This window comes from Serratia sp. MF1(2023), from assembly GCF_030954545.1.
Lineage (GTDB): Bacteria > Pseudomonadota > Gammaproteobacteria > Enterobacterales > Enterobacteriaceae > Serratia > Serratia sarumanii.
Map to the genome: position 1 here is coordinate 1 of NZ_JAVHUX010000017.1, position 17,503 is coordinate 17,503.

Annotated in this window: 15 protein-coding genes; 9 read left to right on the forward strand and 6 right to left on the reverse strand. The window is 58.2% G+C overall.

Going from position 1 to position 17,503, the window contains the following annotated elements; translation table 11 throughout:
• Together REA38_RS24560 and adhE are read right to left on the reverse strand one after the other, a co-directional pair.
• A partial coding sequence (locus REA38_RS24560) for a transposase domain-containing protein (protein WP_374213782.1) occupies positions 1–215 on the reverse strand: 215 nt, incomplete at its 3' end.
• A 96-nt stretch (positions 216–311) separates the two neighbouring features.
• Positions 312–2,984, reverse strand: coding sequence for a bifunctional acetaldehyde-CoA/alcohol dehydrogenase (adhE, locus tag REA38_RS09650; RefSeq protein ID WP_033634787.1), 2,673 nt, complete (start codon positions 2,982–2,984; stop codon positions 312–314).
• A 531-nt stretch (positions 2,985–3,515) separates the two neighbouring features.
• Here adhE and REA38_RS09655 point away from each other — a divergent pair.
• From REA38_RS09655 to oppF, 7 genes are all read left to right on the forward strand, one after another.
• Complete coding sequence (locus REA38_RS09655) at positions 3,516–4,160, forward strand: YchE family NAAT transporter (protein ID WP_015378089.1); 645 nt, start codon at positions 3,516–3,518, stop codon at positions 4,158–4,160.
• 696 nt (positions 4,161–4,856) lie between these two features.
• Positions 4,857–6,494: an ABC transporter substrate-binding protein gene (locus REA38_RS09660; RefSeq protein ID WP_033634786.1), complete on the forward strand. Its 1,638-nt coding sequence runs from the start codon at positions 4,857–4,859 to the stop codon at positions 6,492–6,494.
• Between the two features lie 149 nt (positions 6,495–6,643).
• A complete protein-coding gene (oppA, locus tag REA38_RS09665; protein ID WP_033647597.1) occupies positions 6,644–8,281 on the forward strand; it encodes an oligopeptide ABC transporter substrate-binding protein OppA in 1,638 nt (545 codons plus the stop codon).
• An 83-nt stretch (positions 8,282–8,364) separates the two neighbouring features.
• On the forward strand, positions 8,365–9,285 hold the full coding sequence (oppB, locus tag REA38_RS09670; RefSeq protein WP_033654356.1) for an oligopeptide ABC transporter permease OppB: 921 nt from the start codon (positions 8,365–8,367) through the stop codon (positions 9,283–9,285).
• Between the two features lie 14 nt (positions 9,286–9,299).
• Positions 9,300–10,208, forward strand: a complete 909-nt coding sequence (oppC, locus tag REA38_RS09675; protein WP_033634783.1) for an oligopeptide ABC transporter permease OppC — start codon at positions 9,300–9,302, stop codon at positions 10,206–10,208.
• An 11-nt stretch (positions 10,209–10,219) separates the two neighbouring features.
• On the forward strand, positions 10,220–11,236 hold the full coding sequence (locus REA38_RS09680) for an ABC transporter ATP-binding protein (RefSeq protein ID WP_033634782.1): 1,017 nt from the start codon (positions 10,220–10,222) through the stop codon (positions 11,234–11,236).
• Positions 11,233–12,234, forward strand: coding sequence for a murein tripeptide/oligopeptide ABC transporter ATP binding protein OppF (gene oppF, locus REA38_RS09685; RefSeq protein WP_025303071.1), 1,002 nt, complete (start codon positions 11,233–11,235; stop codon positions 12,232–12,234). Before REA38_RS09680 ends, oppF begins: the two co-directional genes overlap by 4 nt.
• A 73-nt stretch (positions 12,235–12,307) precedes the next feature.
• Here oppF and REA38_RS09690 read toward each other — a convergent pair whose 3' ends face one another.
• Together REA38_RS09690 and cls are read right to left on the reverse strand one after the other, a co-directional pair.
• Positions 12,308–12,631 (reverse strand): HI1450 family dsDNA-mimic protein, encoded by a 324-nt coding sequence (locus REA38_RS09690; protein ID WP_253334957.1) that lies wholly within the window; start codon positions 12,629–12,631, stop codon positions 12,308–12,310.
• A 56-nt stretch (positions 12,632–12,687) separates the two neighbouring features.
• Entirely contained in the window at positions 12,688–14,148 is a 1,461-nt protein-coding gene (cls, locus tag REA38_RS09695) for a cardiolipin synthase (RefSeq protein ID WP_033634781.1), read from the reverse strand.
• Positions 14,149–14,390: 242 nt separating this feature from the next.
• On the opposite strand from cls, the gene REA38_RS09700 reads away from it, so the two are divergent.
• On the forward strand, positions 14,391–14,567 hold the full coding sequence (locus REA38_RS09700) for a YciY family protein (protein WP_025159792.1): 177 nt from the start codon (positions 14,391–14,393) through the stop codon (positions 14,565–14,567).
• 45 nt (positions 14,568–14,612) lie between these two features.
• Here REA38_RS09700 and REA38_RS09705 read toward each other — a convergent pair whose 3' ends face one another.
• Complete coding sequence (locus tag REA38_RS09705) at positions 14,613–15,104, reverse strand: Dps family protein (RefSeq protein WP_004932132.1); 492 nt, start codon at positions 15,102–15,104, stop codon at positions 14,613–14,615.
• A 200-nt stretch (positions 15,105–15,304) separates the two neighbouring features.
• Complete coding sequence (gene smfY / locus REA38_RS09710; protein ID WP_033634780.1) at positions 15,305–16,777, reverse strand: multidrug efflux MFS transporter SmfY; 1,473 nt, start codon at positions 16,775–16,777, stop codon at positions 15,305–15,307.
• A gap of 127 nt (positions 16,778–16,904) precedes the next feature.
• On the opposite strand from smfY, the gene REA38_RS09715 reads away from it, so the two are divergent.
• A complete protein-coding gene (locus REA38_RS09715; protein ID WP_049195460.1) occupies positions 16,905–17,468 on the forward strand; it encodes a TetR/AcrR family transcriptional regulator in 564 nt (187 codons plus the stop codon).
• The last annotated feature ends 35 nt before the right edge of the window (positions 17,469–17,503 follow it).

Genomic DNA, 17,503 nt, shown 5'->3' on the forward strand with positions numbered 1-17,503 from the left:
GGGCAGAACCCCGCCATGCCAACACCGAGCCCCCTCATCGAGTCCAGAGGGAGTTTTCGCGTGCGTAGGGGGACGGTAGCGGAAAGCGTCAGGGCTTGCTGGATAACTTCAGCGGGGATCTGGGCGGCAAGAGAACGAGCACGCTCGGGGGGGGGGAAATTGATAATGCCGAGAGCCTGGGCACGTTCCGTTTTAAGGGTCCTTGATGATGCCATGGAGCCTTTTTACAGCAACTACCGGAGCGGTCAATTGATCCTTAAACGATCGGCATTACGCCGTGTGGCGGGTTTTTTTATCGGTTCACGGAACCGTTATTTCTTGGGCTTCTTTACCGCGGCTTTGGCGGCAGCAGGAGCGGCAGCTTCCTCTTCTACCGCTTCGCTGAATTCGCGGCCGTAGAAGGTATCCAGCATGATTTGCTTCAGTTCGGCAATCAGCGGATAGCGCGGGTTGGCGCCGGTGCATTGGTCGTCGAACGCGTCTTCCGACAGCTTGTCGACTTTCGCCAGGAAGTCCGCCTCCTGCACACCCGCTTCGCGGATGGAGGTTGGGATGCCCAACTCGGTTTTCAGCTCGTCCAGCCAGGCCAGCAGTTTCTCAATCTTCTGCGCGGTGCGGTCGCCCGGGGCGCTCAGGCCGAGGTGGTCGGCGATTTCAGCGTAGCGGCGGCGCGCCTGAGGGCGGTCGTACTGGCTGAAGGCCGTCTGCTTGGTCGGGTTGTCGTTCGCATTGTAGCGAATAACGTTGGAAATCAGCATCGCGTTGGCCAGGCCGTGCGGAATGTGGAACTCCGAACCCAGCTTGTGCGCCATGGAGTGACAAACCCCAAGGAAGGCGTTGGCGAAAGCGATACCGGCGATGGTGGCGGCGTTGTGCACGCGTTCACGAGCAACCGGGTTTTTCGCACCTTCTTTATAGCTGGCCGGCAGATACTCTTTCAACAGTTTCAGCGCCTGCAGCGCCTGGCCGTCGGAGTATTCGTTCGCCAGCACCGAGACGTAGGCTTCCAGCGCGTGGGTGACCGCATCCAGACCGCCGAAGGCACACAGGGATTTCGGCATGTTCATCACCAGGTTGGCGTCGACAATCGCCATGTCCGGGGTCAGCGCATAGTCGGCCAGCGGGTATTTCTGCCCGGTGGTGTCGTCGGTCACGACGGCGAATGGCGTGACTTCCGAACCGGTGCCTGAGGTGGTGGTGATAGCGATCATCTTCGCTTTCACGCCCATTTTCGGGAACTTGTAGATACGCTTGCGAATGTCCATGAAGCGCAGCGCCAGATCCTCGAAGTGGGTTTCAGGATGTTCGTACAGCACCCACATGATTTTCGCAGCGTCCATCGGCGAACCGCCGCCCAGCGCGATGATGACGTCCGGTTTGAAGGAGTTCATCTGCTCGGCGCCTTTACGCACGATGCTCAGCGTCGGGTCGGCTTCCACTTCGAAGAACACTTCGGTTTCGATGCCGTGAGACTTCAGAACCTTGGTGATCTGGTCGGCATAGCCGTTGTTGAACAGGAAACGGTCGGTCACGATGAAGGCGCGTTTTGCCCCGTCGGTCGCCACTTCTTCCAGCGCGATAGGCAGCGAGCCACGGCGGAAGTAGATCGATTTCGGAAGTTTATGCCACAACATGTTTTCTGCTCGCTTCGCTACAGTTTTCTTGTTGATCAGGTGTTTAGGTCCGACGTTTTCAGAGATGGAGTTACCACCCCAGGAGCCGCAACCCAGCGTCAGCGAAGGCGCGAGTTTGAAGTTATACAGGTCGCCGATACCGCCCTGAGAAGCCGGGGTGTTGATCAGGATGCGAGCCGTTTTCATTTTATCGCCGAAGTAGGCGATGCGAGCCGTTTGGTTATCCTGGTCGGTGTACAGGCAGGAAGTGTGGCCGATACCGCCCATGGCGACCAGTTTTTCGGCTTTGGCGACGGCGTCTTCGAAGTCTTTGGCCCGGTACATCGCCAGCGTCGGCGACAGTTTTTCATGGGCGAAAGGTTCGGACTCGTCGACCAGCTTCACTTCGCCGATCAGCACTTTGGTGTTGGCCGGCACTTTGATGCCTGCCATCTCGGCGATTTTCGGTGCGGATTGCCCGACGATGGCCGCGTTCAGACCGCCGTTTTTCAGGATGATGTCCTGCACCGCTTTCAGTTCTTTACCCTGCAGCAGATAGCCGCCGTGGGAAGCGAAGCGTTCGCGTACCGCATCATAAATAGAGTCGACGACGATGACCGACTGTTCGGAAGCGCAGATAACGCCGCTGTCGAAGGTTTTGGACATCAGGATAGACGCGACCACGCGCTTGATGTCTGCGGTTTCGTCTACCACCACCGGCGTATTACCGGCGCCGACGCCGATGGCCGGTTTGCCGGAGCTGTAGGCGGCTTTCACCATGCCCGGGCCACCGGTGGCCAGGATCAGGTTGATGTCCGGGTGGTGCATCAGCTGGTTGGACAGTTCGACGGTCGGTTGGTCGATCCAACCGATGATGTCTTTCGGCGCGCCGGCGGCGATAGCGGCTTGCAGCACGATATCGGCGGCTTTGTTGGTGGCATTTTTCGCACGCGGGTGCGGCGAGAAGATGATGCCGTTACGGGTTTTCAGGCTGATCAGCGCTTTGAAGATCGCGGTAGAAGTTGGGTTGGTGGTAGGGACGATACCGCAAATCAGGCCGATAGGCTCGGCGATGGTGATGGTACCGAAGGTGTCATCTTCAGACAGGATGCCACAGGTTTTTTCATCTTTATAGGCGTTGTAGATGTACTCGGAAGCGAAGTGGTTTTTGATCACTTTGTCTTCGACGATACCCATTCCGGATTCTTCCACGGCCATTTTGGCCAACGGGATACGGGCATCAGCAGCGGCGAGGGCGGCAGCGCGGAAAATTTTATCCACTTGCTCTTGAGTGAAGTTGGCATATTCGCGCTGGGCTTTTTTGACACGTGCGACAAGCTCGTTCAGTTCAGCGACATTCGTTACAGCCATAATGCTCTCCTGATAATGTTAAACTCTTTCAGTAAATAAGCCGTGCGAGCCACTAGTATAGTCATAACGGGAATAAACGGTGATTTGAATACCGGGGCTTTCCCGCGTTATTTCTTCGCATGCTGCTGATTTGCTTAAAGAGCTTCACCCTACGCCAACCGGAGGGGCAGGCAGTGAGGAGAAGGGAACCGGCTGGGCTGCCGCCGACTTTGTTCTACTCCCTGACTACGACTAAGAGCTTACCTACTGTTGGGTAGTCGATTTGTGATCTAAATCATGAAAAGTGCAAGCTGACACCTTTCAGCTTGCCGGTGTTGGGAATCATTCTTGATAACTGTGAGCGATGACTCTTTTTTCAACATAAAAAATCAAAAGGCCATACATCACTTTAACAAAGGGCATTTGTTTCGTTGCATAACTTGCTGACAGTCAAAAATGCTGCTTGGGCCGGATGGATTACCCGCGCCAATTCCATTACATTAGCGCGCATAGGCAGCACACCTTTTTTATAGCGATTAATGCGGAGCATCTGTGGGCCAATCTCTGTTGGATCTTTCCGGCTTTATCAAGTTCTTTGTCGGTCTGTTTGCGCTGGTCAACCCGGTGGGCATTTTGCCGGTGTTTATCAGCATGACCAGCTACCAGGCGGAAGCGGGGCGCAATAAAACCAACCTGACCGCCAACCTGTCGGTCGCCATCATTTTGTGGACGTCGCTGTTCCTGGGCGAAGGGATCCTGCGGATGTTCGGCATCTCTATCGATTCGTTCCGCATCGCCGGCGGTATTCTGGTGGTGACCATCGCCATGTCGATGATCAGCGGCAAGCTGGGGGAAGACAAGCAAAACAAGCAGGAGAAATCGGAGAGCGCGATCCGCGAAAGCATCGGCGTGGTGCCGCTAGCGCTGCCGCTGATGGCGGGGCCGGGGGCGATCAGTTCCACCATCGTGTGGAGTTCCCGTTATCACAACTGGCAAAGCCTGCTCGGCTTTACGGTGGCGATCGCCTTGTTCGCCTTTTGTTGCTGGCTGTTGTTCCGCGCCGCGCCGCTGTTGGTGCGTTTGCTGGGGCAGACCGGCATCAACGTGATCACCCGTATCATGGGTCTGCTGCTGATGGCGCTCGGCATCGAGTTTATCGTTACCGGCATTAAGGCGATATTCCCCGGCCTGTTGTAATACCCTTTGTTTAGCCGCGTACCTTTCGCGTCGGCGCGGCTAAAATTAATTTTAAAGTTTAAATTATTTATTGGTTCGCATTATTATAGTGCACAGAGTGAATAAAAATTATGCCGTTGCACTCTTATGTTGCATAAATCTCATGTTGCTGCTCAAAAAAAACGCTGAGCGCTATTTCAAACACTTTTCCTCCCCCCTTTTCGCGCATTTTGCCCCCGTTCAACGGTAAAGCTGTTGTTAAATTAGTCACATCATTCTGTGGGGCTTGTCTCACTTTCATCCAGGTGTTATTAGTGATTAACCGCCCGTAGACAGGTGTTTGTTCTTTGAATGATTGGATTGTTAACTGAATGTTTCTTTTCGCGGCAGTGAGATCGTGCTGACGGTTTCAATTGAAATGAATTCGGTTTTTTTGCCTTTAAAATCATATCAATGACATTGGTTTTTCTTGGCCTCGAACGCAGGGGACGGATCGGGCTTCGTGCGATAAAAGAGAATTGCTTAACATTTTCGTAAAATTTATTGGCTATGGAATTTGGCTTCTGCTAATTTCCGAGCAACTTTCCCGTGGTCAATTAACTGAAATGCGCCATAAAAACGGGAATGATTTTTGCTGGTATCCGTTTATTTAGAATTCTTATAAACACTTCACAAACTTCGATAAGCGATGCTTGTCGGTGAAAAGGAGCCTCGATTATGCAGCAAACCCTGAAGCGTACTTCTTTGACCTTGTTGATTAGCGGCGCGCTGAGCGTCGGCGCCGTAAATAGCGGTTGGGCGGCGCAGGTGCCGGCCGGCGTTCAGTTGGCGCAGCAGCAGAATATTGTGATCAATAACGGCAGCGAAGTGGCTTCATTGGATCCGCATAAGGTCGAGGGCGTACCGGAAAGCAATATCATTCTTAACCTGCTGGAAGGGCTGGTGAGCACCGACGCCAACGGGCATGTGGTGCCGGCGGCGGCGGCGAGCTGGGAAAACCAGAATTATCAGCAGTGGACTTTCCACCTGCGTCCCGGCGCGGTGTGGAGCGACGGCAGTCCGGTGACCGCGCAAGATTTCGTCTACAGCTGGCAGCGTCTGGCCGATCCGAAAATCGCCTCGCCCTATGCCAGCTACCTGCAATACACCAAAGTCGAGAATATCGACGACATCCTGACCGGTAAGAAGAGCCCGCAGACCCTCGGCGTCAAGGCGCTGGACGATCAAACGCTGCAGGTGACGCTGAGCGAGCCGGTGCCGTATTTCATCAGCATGCTGAGCCACACGTCGCTCAAACCGGTCAAACGGGCGGTGGTGGAGAAATTCGGCGATAAATGGACGCTGCCTGCCAACTACGTCGGCAACGGCGCTTACCGCCTGAAAGAGTGGGTGGTGAACGAGCGCATCGTGCTGGAGCGCAGCCCGAGCTACTGGAACAACAAGCAGACGGTGATCAATCAGGCGACCTTCCTGCCGATTACCTCGGAAGTCAGCGACGTTAACCGCTTCCGCAGCGGCGAGATCGATATCACCAACAGCGCCATTCCGCCATACCTGTACGTCAAGATGAAACGCGAAATGCCTGAACAGCTGCACGTTAACCCTTATCTGTGCACCTTCTATTACGAGCTCAATAACAAGCAGGCGCCGTTCACCGATGCGCGCGTGCGTACGGCGGTGAAGATGACGCTGGATCGCGACATCATCGCCAACAAGATCATGGGCCAGGGGCAGATCCCGGCCTACAGCTTCACGCCGACCTTCACGGAAGGCGCTAACTTCACGCCGCCCGCGTGGGCCGGCTGGAGCCAGGAACAGCGCAACGCCGAAGCCAGGAAACTGCTGGCGGAAGCGGGCTACAGCGACGCCAAGCCGCTGAAATTCTCGCTGCTGTACAACACCTCCGATCAAAACAAACAGCAGGCGATCGCCGCTGCGTCGATGTGGAAGAAGAACCTGGGCGCCGAGGTCACGCTGCGCAACCAGGAATGGAAAACGTCGCTGGAGAGCCGCCATCAGGGGCAATACGACGTGGCGCGCGCCACCTGGTGCGGGGATTACAACGAGCCCAGCGCGTTCCTGAACCTGGTGCTGTCCAACAGCAGCATCAATACCGTGTTCTATAAGAGCCCGGCGTTCGACGCCATCATGGCCGCCACGCTGAAGGCGCCGGATGAGGCCGCGCGCGCCGCGCTCTATCAGCAGGCGGAAGCGCAGCTGGACAAAGACTCCGCGTTGGTCCCGGTTTATTACCGCGTCAGCGCGCGGTTGATCAAGCCGACGGTGGGCGGGTTCACCGGCAAAGATCCGCTGGACTATACCGACGTTAAAAATCTGTACATTATCAAGCAGTAAAAGGGGTATTCCTGGCGCTAGTTCGCTGAGGAATATAGGGAAGGCCGGCCGCCGCATTCGTTCCGCGGCGGCGGGAAAACAGAGTCCGCTTACGGGCAACGCAGGTTCCACGAAGAGCCTGTGATAATAAAAAACTGGAGTCGATAAGTATGACCAACATCACGAAGAAAACGCTCATTGCCGCCGGCGTCATCGCCGCGCTGGGCATCACAGCAACCACCTCCGCCTTTGCCGCCGACGTTCCTGCAGGCGTGCAGCTGGCCGACAAGCAAGAAATCGTCAAAAACAACGGTTCCGAAGTGCAGTCGCTGGATCCGCACAAAATCGAGGGCGTGCCGGAAAACAACGTCACCCGCGATCTGATGGAAGGCCTGGCGAACAACAGCCCGGACGGTTCCATCGTGCCGGGCGTCGCGGAAAGCTGGGATAACAAGGATTTCAAAGTCTGGACCTTCCACCTGCGTAAAGACGCCAAATGGTCCAACGGCAAGCCGGTAACGGCGCAAGATTTCGTCTACAGCTGGCAGCGCGTGGTGGATCCGAAAACCGCGTCGCCTTACGCCAGCTACCTGCAGTACGCCCATGTGGAAAACGTCGATGACATCATCGCCGGTAAAAAAGACAAGTCGACGCTGGGCGTGAAGGCCATCGACGACCACACCTTCCAGGTGACCCTGAGCGAGTCGGTGCCTTATCTGGTTGAAATGACCCCGCACTACGCCATGAAGCCGGTTTACAAAGACGCGGTGGAGAAGTTTGGCGAGAAGTGGACGCTGCCGGCCAACTACGTCAGCAACGGCGCCTACAAACTGAAAGACTGGATTGTCAACGAACGCATCGTACTGGAACGCAACCCGGAATATTGGGATAACGCCAAAACCATCATCAATAAAGTGACGTTCCTGCCTATTTCGTCGGAAGTGACCGACGTTAACCGCTACCGCACCGGCGAAATCGACATGACCTACAACAACATGCCGATCGAACTGTTCCAGAAGCTGAAAAAAGAGATCCCGAAAGAGGTGCATGTCGATCCTTACCTGTGCACCTATTACTACGAAATCAACAACCAGAAGGCACCGTTCACCGATGCGCGCGTGCGTGAAGCGCTGAAGCTGGGCATGGATCGCGACATCATCGTCAACAAGGTGAAAAACCAGGGCGATCTGCCGGCCTACAGCTTTACGCCGCCATACACCGACGGCGCCAAGCTGACCCCGCCGGAGTGGTTCGGCTGGACGCAGGAAAAACGCAACGAAGCGGCGAAGAAACTGCTGGCGGAAGCCGGCTATGGCCCGGGCAAACCGCTGACCTTCTCCCTGCTGTACAACACTTCAGACCTGCACAAGAAGCTGGCGATCGCCGCCGCCTCCATCTGGAAGAAAAACCTGGGCGTGGACGTGAAGCTGGTGAACCAGGAGTGGAAAACCTTCCTGGATACCCGCCATCAGGGCACCTATGACGTGGCGCGCGCCGGCTGGTGCGCCGACTACAACGAACCGAGTTCGTTCCTGAACATGATGTTGTCCGACAGCAGCAGTAACACCCCGCACTACAAGAGCGCCGAGTTCGACAAGCTGATGGCCAACGTGCTGACCGCGAAGACCAAAGACGAGCGCGCCGATCTGTATCAGAAAGCGGAAGTTCAGCTGGATAAGGATTCCGCCATCGTTCCGCTGTATTACTACGTGAACGCCCGTTTGGTGAAACCTTACGTCGGTGGCTACACCGGCAAAGACCCGCTTGATAACGTGTACGACAAAAACCTGTACATCATCAAGCATTGATACGGTAAGAGCCGGCGGCGCAGGCCGCCGGCCCATGTTGAGAATAATAAGCCGTCATCAGGCTGTCGCACAGGGTTAGGGCAATGCTTAAATTTATACTTCGTCGCTTGCTGGAAGCGATCCCGACACTATTTATCCTTATCACCATCTCATTCTTCATGATGCGCCTGGCGCCCGGCAGTCCATTTACCGGGGAACGCGCATTGCCGCCGGAAGTTATGGCGAATATCGAGGCCAAATATCATTTGAACGACCCGATCTGGAAACAGTACGGTCATTATCTGGCGCAGCTTGCGCAGGGAGACTTCGGCCCGTCCTTTAAATACAAGGACTATTCGGTCAACGATCTGGTCGCCGGCTCTTTCCCGGTGTCCGCCAAACTCGGCCTGGCCGCGTTTCTGCTGGCGGTGGTGCTGGGGGTGAGCGCAGGCGTGATTGCCGCGCTGAATCAGAACACCAAATGGGACTACACGGTGATGGGGTTCGCCATGACCGGGGTGGTGATACCCAGTTTCGTGGTGGCGCCGCTGTTGGTGCTGATCTTCGCCATCACGCTGAAATGGCTGCCGGGCGGTGGCTGGAACGGCGGCGCGCCTAAATTCATCATCCTTCCGATGGTGGCGCTGTCGCTGGCCTATATTGCCAGCATCGCCCGTATCACGCGCGGCTCGATGATTGAAGTGCTGCACTCCAACTTCATCCGCACCGCGCGTGCCAAAGGCTTGCCGATGCGTCGCATCATTTTCCGCCACGCGCTGAAGCCGGCGCTGCTGCCGGTGCTGTCCTACATGGGCCCGGCGTTCGTCGGCATCATCACCGGTTCGATGGTGATCGAAACCATCTACGGTCTGCCGGGGATCGGCCAGCTGTTCGTTAACGGCGCGCTGAACCGCGACTACTCCCTGGTATTGAGCCTGACCATTCTGGTGGGCGCACTGACCATTCTGTTCAACGCGATCGTCGATGTGCTGTATGCGGTCATCGATCCGAAAATCCGTTATTAATCTGGAGCACGCGAATGATGTTGACTAAAAAGAACAGCGAAGCTCTGGAACACTTCAGCGAGAAGCTGGAAGTGGAAGGACGCAGCCTGTGGCAAGACGCGCGCCGGCGCTTTATGCACAACCGCGCGGCGGTCAGCAGCCTGTTCATTCTGGTGTTGATCACGCTGTTTGTGGTGCTGGCGCCGATGCTGTCGCAATTTGCCTACGACGATACCGATTGGGCGATGATGTCCGCCGCGCCAAGCGTGGAATCGGGGCACTATTTCGGCACCGACTCCTCCGGGCGCGATCTGCTGGTGCGCGTGGCGATCGGCGGGCGCATCTCGCTGATGGTCGGCGTGGCGGCGGCGCTGGTGGCGGTGATCGTCGGCACCCTGTACGGCGCGATGTCCGGCTATCTGGGCGGCAAGGTCGACTCGGTGATGATGCGCCTGCTGGAGATCCTTAACTCCTTCCCGTTCATGTTCTTCGTGATCCTGCTGGTGACCTTTTTCGGCCAGAACATCCTGCTTATCTTCGTGGCGATCGGCATGGTGTCGTGGCTGGATATGGCGCGTATCGTGCGCGGCCAAACCCTCGGCCTGAAGCGCAAGGAGTTCATCGAAGCGGCGCTGGTGTGCGGCGTCTCCACGCGCAATATCGTGCTGCGGCATATCGTGCCGAACGTGCTCGGCGTGGTGGTGGTGTATGCCTCGCTGCTGGTGCCGAGCATGATCCTGTTCGAATCCTTCCTCAGCTTCCTGGGGCTGGGCACGCAGGAGCCGCTCAGCAGCTGGGGCGCATTGCTTAGCGACGGCGCCAACTCAATGGAAGTTTCACCGTGGTTGCTGCTGTTCCCGGCGGGTTTCCTGGTTGTCACTCTGTTCTGTTTCAACTTTATCGGCGATGGCCTGCGTGACGCCCTCGACCCGAAAGATCGTTAAGGAGTGCAATCATGAGCACCATTGAACATCCTCAACTGCAAACCGGCGCCGGCGTCAAAACGTCGCCGCTGCTGGACGTGAAAGACCTGCGCGTCACGTTCTCCACCCCGGACGGCGACGTGACGGCGGTGAACGATCTGAACTTCGACCTGCGCGCCGGCGAAACGCTGGGCATCGTCGGTGAATCCGGTTCCGGCAAATCGCAGACCGCGTTCGCCCTGATGGGGTTGCTGGCCAGCAATGGCCGCATCGGCGGTTCGGCCAAATTCAACGGCCGTGAAATTCTCAACCTGCCGGAAAATCAGCTCAACAAGCTGCGGGCCGAAGAGATCTCGATGATCTTCCAGGACCCGATGACCTCGCTCAACCCTTATATGCGCGTTGGCGAACAGCTGATGGAAGTGCTGATGCTGCATAAGAAAATGAGCAAAAGCGAAGCCTTCGAAGAGTCGGTACGCATGCTCGACGCGGTGAAAATGCCGGAAGCGCGCAAGCGCATGCGCATGTATCCGCACGAGTTTTCCGGCGGCATGCGCCAGCGCGTGATGATCGCCATGGCGCTGCTGTGCCGGCCGAAGCTGCTGATCGCCGACGAACCGACCACCGCGCTGGACGTGACCGTCCAGGCGCAGATCATGACGCTGCTCAACGAACTGAAGCGCGAATTCAACACCGCCATCATCATGATCACCCACGACCTGGGCGTGGTGGCCGGCATCTGCAACAAGGTGCTGGTGATGTACGCCGGCCGCACCATGGAATACGGCAGCGCGCGCGAGGTGTTCTACCAGCCGAGCCATCCGTACTCCATCGGCCTGTTGAACGCGGTGCCGCGCCTCGACGCCGAAGGCGAAGCGTTGCTGACCATTCCCGGCAACCCGCCGAACCTGCTGCGGTTGCCGAAAGGCTGCCCGTTCCAACCGCGCTGCCCGTACGCCATGGAGCAGTGTGCGAGCGCTCCGCCGTTGGAGCAATTTGGGGAAGGGCGCCTGCGCGCCTGCTTTAAACCGGTGGAGGCGTTGGTATGACAGCGGTAACCGACAAGAAAGTGCTGCTCGAAGTGGCCGATTTGAAAGTGCACTTCGACATTCATGACGACAAACAGTGGTTCTGGCAGCCGCCGAAAACCCTGAAAGCGGTCGATGGCGTCACGCTGCGGCTGTTCGAGGGGGAAACCCTGGGCGTGGTCGGCGAGTCCGGCTGCGGCAAATCCACCTTCGCGCGCGCCATCATCGGCCTGGTGAAGGCCACCAGCGGGCGCGTCGCCTGGCTGGGCAAAGATCTGCTGGGCATGAGCGACGCCGACTGGCGCAAAACCCGCAGCGATATCCAGATGATTTTCCAGGATCCGCTGGCGTCGCTCAACCCGCGCATGACCATCGGCGAGATCATCGCCGAGCCGCTGCGCACCTACTACCCGAAAATGCCGCGTCAGGAAGTGAAGGACAAGGTCAAGGCGATGATGCTGAAGGTCGGCCTGCTGCCTAACCTGATCAACCGCTACCCGCACGAGTTTTCCGGCGGCCAGTGCCAGCGTATCGGCATCGCGCGCGCGCTGATCCTCGAGCCGAAGCTGGTGATCTGCGACGAACCGGTCTCCGCGCTGGACGTGTCGATTCAGGCGCAGGTGGTGAACCTGCTGCAGCAGCTGCAGCGCGAGATGGGGCTGTCACTGATCTTTATCGCCCACGACTTGGCGGTGGTGAAGCACATTTCGGATCGCGTGCTGGTGATGTATCTGGGCCATGCGGTGGAGCTGGGCACCTATGACGAGGTGTACCACAATCCGCAGCACCCTTACACCAAAGCGCTGATGTCGGCGGTGCCGATCCCGGATCCGGACAAGGAGAAGGAAAAGCAGATCCAGTTGCTGGAAGGGGAGCTGCCTTCGCCGATCAACCCGCCGACCGGCTGTGTGTTCCGCACCCGCTGCCCGATCGCTGGGCCGGAGTGCGCCAAGACGCGTCCGCTGCTGGAGGGCAGTTTCCGCCATGCGGTTTCGTGCCTGAAGGTCGATCCGCTGTAATGCGCCGCTAGCCGGCAACAAAAAGCCCCGCTGAATGAGCGGGGCTTTTTTTATCCGATATGCTATCGGCGAATCACTCTTTCCACAGAATGTGGCACAGCTTGTGGTCTTTCTCGCGGCAGATTAGCACGCGGGCGAACACGTCGTTGATCGGCTCGCCGTCGCTGTCCGCCAGACCGATCACCACCTCGGCGAAGAAGTCCGGGTTCAGATCGTAATCCACGTGCTCGCTCCAGTCTTCGGCGGGGTCGTACAGTTCGGCGCCGCCGCGCTCTTCAAACTGCAGGTTGAACAGCAGAATATCCGCCGGATCCAGATTGTCGCCGGCCAATTCGAGGAAGATGTCGTAGGCCTGTTCCAGCGTTTCGTCTTCGGTAAGGCGGTTATTCAAATCCATAAAAAAATCCTGATAACAAATGATTTGGCGCTATTAAAGCACGCTCGTCGCGGCTTTTACAGCAGCGGGCTGAAAAAGTAGAACAGGCGCTCGACCAGGCGATGCCAGAACGGCCGCTTCAGCCACTCTTTGGCGTTCAGCAGCTTGGAACGGGCGATGTAATCTTCCTGCACGCAGGCCAAATCGCTGCCGAAGCCGTCATCATCGATCACCAGCGTGATCTCGAAATTCAGCCACAGGCTGCGCATATCCAGATTGACGGTGCCGACCAGGCTGAGTTGCCCGTCCACCAGCACGCTCTTGGTATGCAGCAGGCCGCCTTCGAACTGATAGATCCTGACGCCGGCCTCCAGCAGCTCGGAGAAGAACGCGCGGCTGGCCCAGCGCACCATCATCGAATCGTTGTCGCGCGGCACGATGATGCTGACCTCGACGCCGCGCAGGGCGGCGGTGCAGATGGCGTGCAGCAGATCGTCGCTCGGTACGAAGTACGGCGTGGTCATGATCAGCTGCTCGCGGGCGGAATAGACCGCGGTCAGCAGCGCCTGGTGGATCATCTCCTCGGGGAAGCCGGGGCCGGAGGCGATCACCTGAATGGTGTGGCCGCTCTCCTGCTCGAACGGCATGATGTTGACGTCCGGCGGCGGCGGCAGAATGCGCTTGCCGGTTTCAATCTCCCAGTCACAGGCATAGACGATGCCCATGGTGGTGGCCACCGGGCCTTCCATGCGCGCCATCAGGTCGATCCACTGGCCGACGCCCGCATCCTGCTTGAAGTAGCGCGGATCGACCATGTTCATGCTGCCGGTATAGGCGATGTAGTTGTCGATCAGTACCACTTTGCGGTGCTGACGCAGATCCATGCGGCGCAGGAACACGCGCAGCAGGTTGACCTTCAGCGCTTCCACCACTTCGATGCCGGCATTGCGCATCATCGCCGGGTAGGGGCTGCGGAAAAATTGCAGGCTGCCGGCGGAGTCGAGCATCAGGCGGCAGTGTACGCCGCGCCGCGCGGCGGCCATCAGCGATTCGGCCACCTGATCGACCAGGCCGCCGGGCTGCCAGATATAGAACACCATTTCGATGTTGTGGCGCGCCAGCTCGATGTCGCGGATCAGCGCTTTCAGCGTATCGTCGGTGGTGGTGAGCAGCTGCAGCTGGTTGCCCTTGACGCCGTCGATGCCCTGGCGGCGGTTGCACAGTTGGAACAGCGGTTCGGCGACTTCGCTGTATTCGGTGGCGAAGATGCGGCGGCTCTCTTTCAGCTCCTTCAACCAACGGGCGGTCGACGGCCACATGGCCTTGGCGCGCTCGGCCCGGCGCTTGCCCAGATGCAGCTCGCCGAACGATAAATAGGCCACGATGCCGAACAGCGGCAGAATGTAGATAACCAGCAGCCAGGCCATGGCAGAGGGAACCGCACGGCGTTTCATTAAAATGCGCATCGTCACGCCGGCGATCAGCAGCCAGTAGCCGAACACCATGAGCCAACTGATTACGGTATAAAATGTTGTCATAAAGGCGAAAAATCCCGTTCGCAAACCACCAATGATGAGTGTACGCACAGATCGGGCAAGGCGAAACCTTTTATCGGCGCTTATGTTACATAAATATGATGAAGTTAAGGCACTTGCTGAAAATGAAAGGGCGGCTTTTGCCCGCGCGGCGTCCGCTGTGCCGCCGATAACGGCGGCTTGGATCACGGGCGGAAAGGGCTATAATGCCCGCGGTTGGCATTAGACGAACGAGTGACGGAATTATGAGACGCAGTAGAAATGAAGTGGGCCGCTGGCGCATGTTGCGGCAGAGCCAACGCCGCCGGCATCGCTGGCTGGAGCGCCAGTCGTGCAGCAATCGCCATATCATCCGGGTGCGGCGCCGCCTGGACGATCAGCATCGGCGCGCGCTGCTGTTTGCGGTATCCTGCGAGTGGTAAAACGAAAACAGTCCCGTAAGGGACTGTTTTGTTATGGCGCCAGGGTTATTTGCCCAGATAGGCGTTGAGCATCCAGACCTGTTTTTCCTGCTCTTTGATGTAATCGCTCATCAGCGACGCGGTGCCTTCGTCGCCGGCGTCCGCCGCCACCGTCAGCAGTTCACGCTGCTGTTGCAGCAAGATTGAATACCCTTCCAACAGGCCGCGCAGCGTGCCCTTATCATCGGTCACGTTGGTGTGTTCCTTGATGTCGGCGGTTTTCAGATAGTCGCTGAAAGCGTGACGCGGCTGCGAGCCCAGCGTCAGAATACGTTCCGCCAGCTCGTCCACCTTGGTCAGCAGATCGTTATATGTCTCTTCGAACTTCGCGTGCAGTTCAAAGAACTGCGGGCCGGTAATGTTCCAATGATAGCCGCGCACGTTCATATACAGCACCTGATAGTTCGCCAACAGCGCGTTCAGCGCTTCGGCGAGTTTTGCCGATTGTTTACTGTCGAGGCCGATATGGGTTTTCGCTGCTTTCTTTGCCGTTGCCATAATAATCTTCTCCTGATTATCTGTTCCGATAGTAGACAGAATCAATTTCCATAGGGGATACAGTAACCGGATTTATCGCAGGGTTAAATACGATAACAGGCATTATTGCCATCGTTCAAACCGATGACGACAAATCCGTCGAGCAAATTGCCGGATCAGTTTACGCAGGTTCCGCCGGCGAAAAAAGCCGCTTTTATCGGTTACTTGCGCAGCGCCAGTTTTACCGCCCCGGCGCCCAGCGCCATTAACAGCGCGGCGGCGATCAGTACCGTAATAAACGCGCGATCAAAGGCCAGACGCGCCAGCTGCGTCAGCTGCTGCGCGCGATCGGCCGCCATCCCGGCCGCCAGGCGCAGGGCTTCGTCGATGCTGTCGTATGCCAGCGGGTTGACCGGCAGCTCCGCCGGCAGCGCCAGGCTATGGCTGTAAACCGCCGTCATCAACCCGCCGAGCAGCGTCACGCCCAGCACGCCGCCCAGCTCGTAGGAGACGTCCTCGATCGACGCCGCCATGCCGGATTTTTCCTCCGGCGCGTTCAGCATGATGGCGGTGGAAGCGGCGGTGATCACGCCACCGAGGCCAAAGCCCACCAGCGCCAGGCTGACCAATTGCAATGCCATGCCGCTCTGGTATAACGCGGCAAGACCGGCGATGCCGAGAGTGGTCAGGACAAAACCGCCGAGGATGATGCTGCGTTCGCCGTAGCGCGGCAACAGTAGGCCGGCTACGGGCCCCGCCAGCGCCGAGGCCAGCGGGATCGGCAAAATAAACAGCGCCGCCTGCAGCGGGCTGAGGCCGAGCACCAGCTGTAGGCGTTGGCTGAGCACCAGTTCGATGCCGATCAGCGCCACCATCGACAGCAGCGCCACGCCGATGCCGCCGGCGAACAGCCGGTTGCGGAACAGAGAGAAATCGATCATCGGGTGGGCGCTGCGCTGCTGACGACGCACGAACAGGGCCAGGAACAACACGCCGATCAGGGCTGCCACAAGCAAGGCACTCACATCAGGCGTCGGTTTGCTCAGCTCCTTCAGCGCATAGATAGCGCCGACCAGGCCAATCATGATCTGCACCGAGCCGACGATGTCCGAAGGGCGCGGGTTATCGCCACCGCAGCGCGGGATCAGTTTCCACGCCAGCGGCCAGACCAGCAGCACGACCGGCACATTGATCAGGAACACCGAACCCCACCAGAAATACTCCAGCAGCAGGCCGCCGACCACCGGGCCGATGGCCGCGCCGCCGGAGGCCACCGAGGCCCAGATGCCGATCGCCAGCGCGCGTTCGCGTTCGTCGGTAAAGACGTGGCGCACGATGGACAGCGTGGCGGGCATCATCATCGCCGCGCCAACGGCGAGGAACACCCGGGCGGCGATCAGCCACTCGGCGGTGGGCGAGAACGCGGCGCACAGCGACGCGACGGCAAACACCGGCAGTCCGGCGAGAAACAGCCGTTTATGGCCGATGCGATCGCTCAGCATGCCGGCGCCGGGCAACAGGCCGGCCACCACCAGCGGGTAGGCGTTGACGATCCAGAGTTTTTGCGAAGCGCTGGCGTCCAGCGCCTGGGTTAAGCGCGGCAGGGCGGTATATAACACCGTCATATCGATGACGATCAGGAACAGGGCGCTGGCGACCATAGTCAGGATCAACCAGCGGTTCTTGGCGTACATAAGTCATAATCCAGTTAAAGTGGGCCGCGCGGAGGCGCCGCCATTCGGGTAACCCACCGGCGATGCCGGGTGGTATACTGGTGATAATATATATCCATACGTTCGTATTGAAAAGAAGGGTTTCTTAATGGGACGTCAACGCAGCATCGATCGCGACAAGGTTTTGGACATCGCCGAAGAAATCGTCGCCACCCAGGGCGCCGCCGGCTTGACCATCGACGCCGTCGCCAAAGCGATGGGGATCTCCAAGGGCGGGGTGCAGTATTGCTTTGGCAGCAAAGACGCCCTGATTGATGCCATGTTCGATCGCTGGGGCAGTGCCTATGAAACGCTGTTCACGGCTATCGCCGGCGACGATCCTTCGCCGCAGACCGCCGTGCGGGCGCATATGCTGGCCACCCACAGTTCGGATCAGACCGCCAGCGCCAAGGCCGCCGGGCTGATGGCGACGCTGATTCAAACGCCGGAGCATCTGGCGAGCACGCGCGAATGGTATCGCAGCCGCATCGCCGGGCTCGATTTGACCACCGAAGAGGGCAAGCGCGCGCGCCTGGCGTTTCTCGCCACAGAAGGCGCCTTTATGCTGCGTTACTTTGGTTTGATGGATATCGACCAGGCGGAATGGGAAACGATGTTCGCCGATATGCAGGCGTTGATTTTAACTGAGGATGCCTATCGCACTGATAGCTAGTAAAGTCCGCAGTGAAGGGCGTATGGTTATCGAAC

Bases quoted from the DNA above. Each gene is read 5' to 3' on its own strand.
- oppB (WP_033654356.1), top strand. From the start codon at position 8,365: ATGCTTAAATTTATACTTCGTCGCTTGCTGGAAGCGATCCCGACACTA.
- smfY (WP_033634780.1), bottom strand. From the start codon at position 16,777: ATGTACGCCAAGAACCGCTGGTTGATCCTGACTATGGTCGCCAGCGCC.
- REA38_RS09715 (WP_049195460.1), top strand. From the start codon at position 16,905: ATGGGACGTCAACGCAGCATCGATCGCGACAAGGTTTTGGACATCGCC.
- oppC (WP_033634783.1), top strand. From the start codon at position 9,300: ATGATGTTGACTAAAAAGAACAGCGAAGCTCTGGAACACTTCAGCGAG.
- cls (WP_033634781.1), bottom strand. From the start codon at position 14,148: ATGACAACATTTTATACCGTAATCAGTTGGCTCATGGTGTTCGGCTAC.
- REA38_RS09660 (WP_033634786.1), top strand. From the start codon at position 4,857: ATGCAGCAAACCCTGAAGCGTACTTCTTTGACCTTGTTGATTAGCGGC.
- REA38_RS09705 (WP_004932132.1), bottom strand. From the start codon at position 15,104: ATGGCAACGGCAAAGAAAGCAGCGAAAACCCATATCGGCCTCGACAGT.
- oppA (WP_033647597.1), top strand. From the start codon at position 6,644: ATGACCAACATCACGAAGAAAACGCTCATTGCCGCCGGCGTCATCGCC.
- REA38_RS09690 (WP_253334957.1), bottom strand. From the start codon at position 12,631: ATGGATTTGAATAACCGCCTTACCGAAGACGAAACGCTGGAACAGGCC.
- oppF (WP_025303071.1), top strand. From the start codon at position 11,233: ATGACAGCGGTAACCGACAAGAAAGTGCTGCTCGAAGTGGCCGATTTG.
- adhE (WP_033634787.1), bottom strand. From the start codon at position 2,984: ATGGCTGTAACGAATGTCGCTGAACTGAACGAGCTTGTCGCACGTGTC.
- REA38_RS09680 (WP_033634782.1), top strand. From the start codon at position 10,220: ATGAGCACCATTGAACATCCTCAACTGCAAACCGGCGCCGGCGTCAAA.
- REA38_RS09700 (WP_025159792.1), top strand. From the start codon at position 14,391: ATGAGACGCAGTAGAAATGAAGTGGGCCGCTGGCGCATGTTGCGGCAG.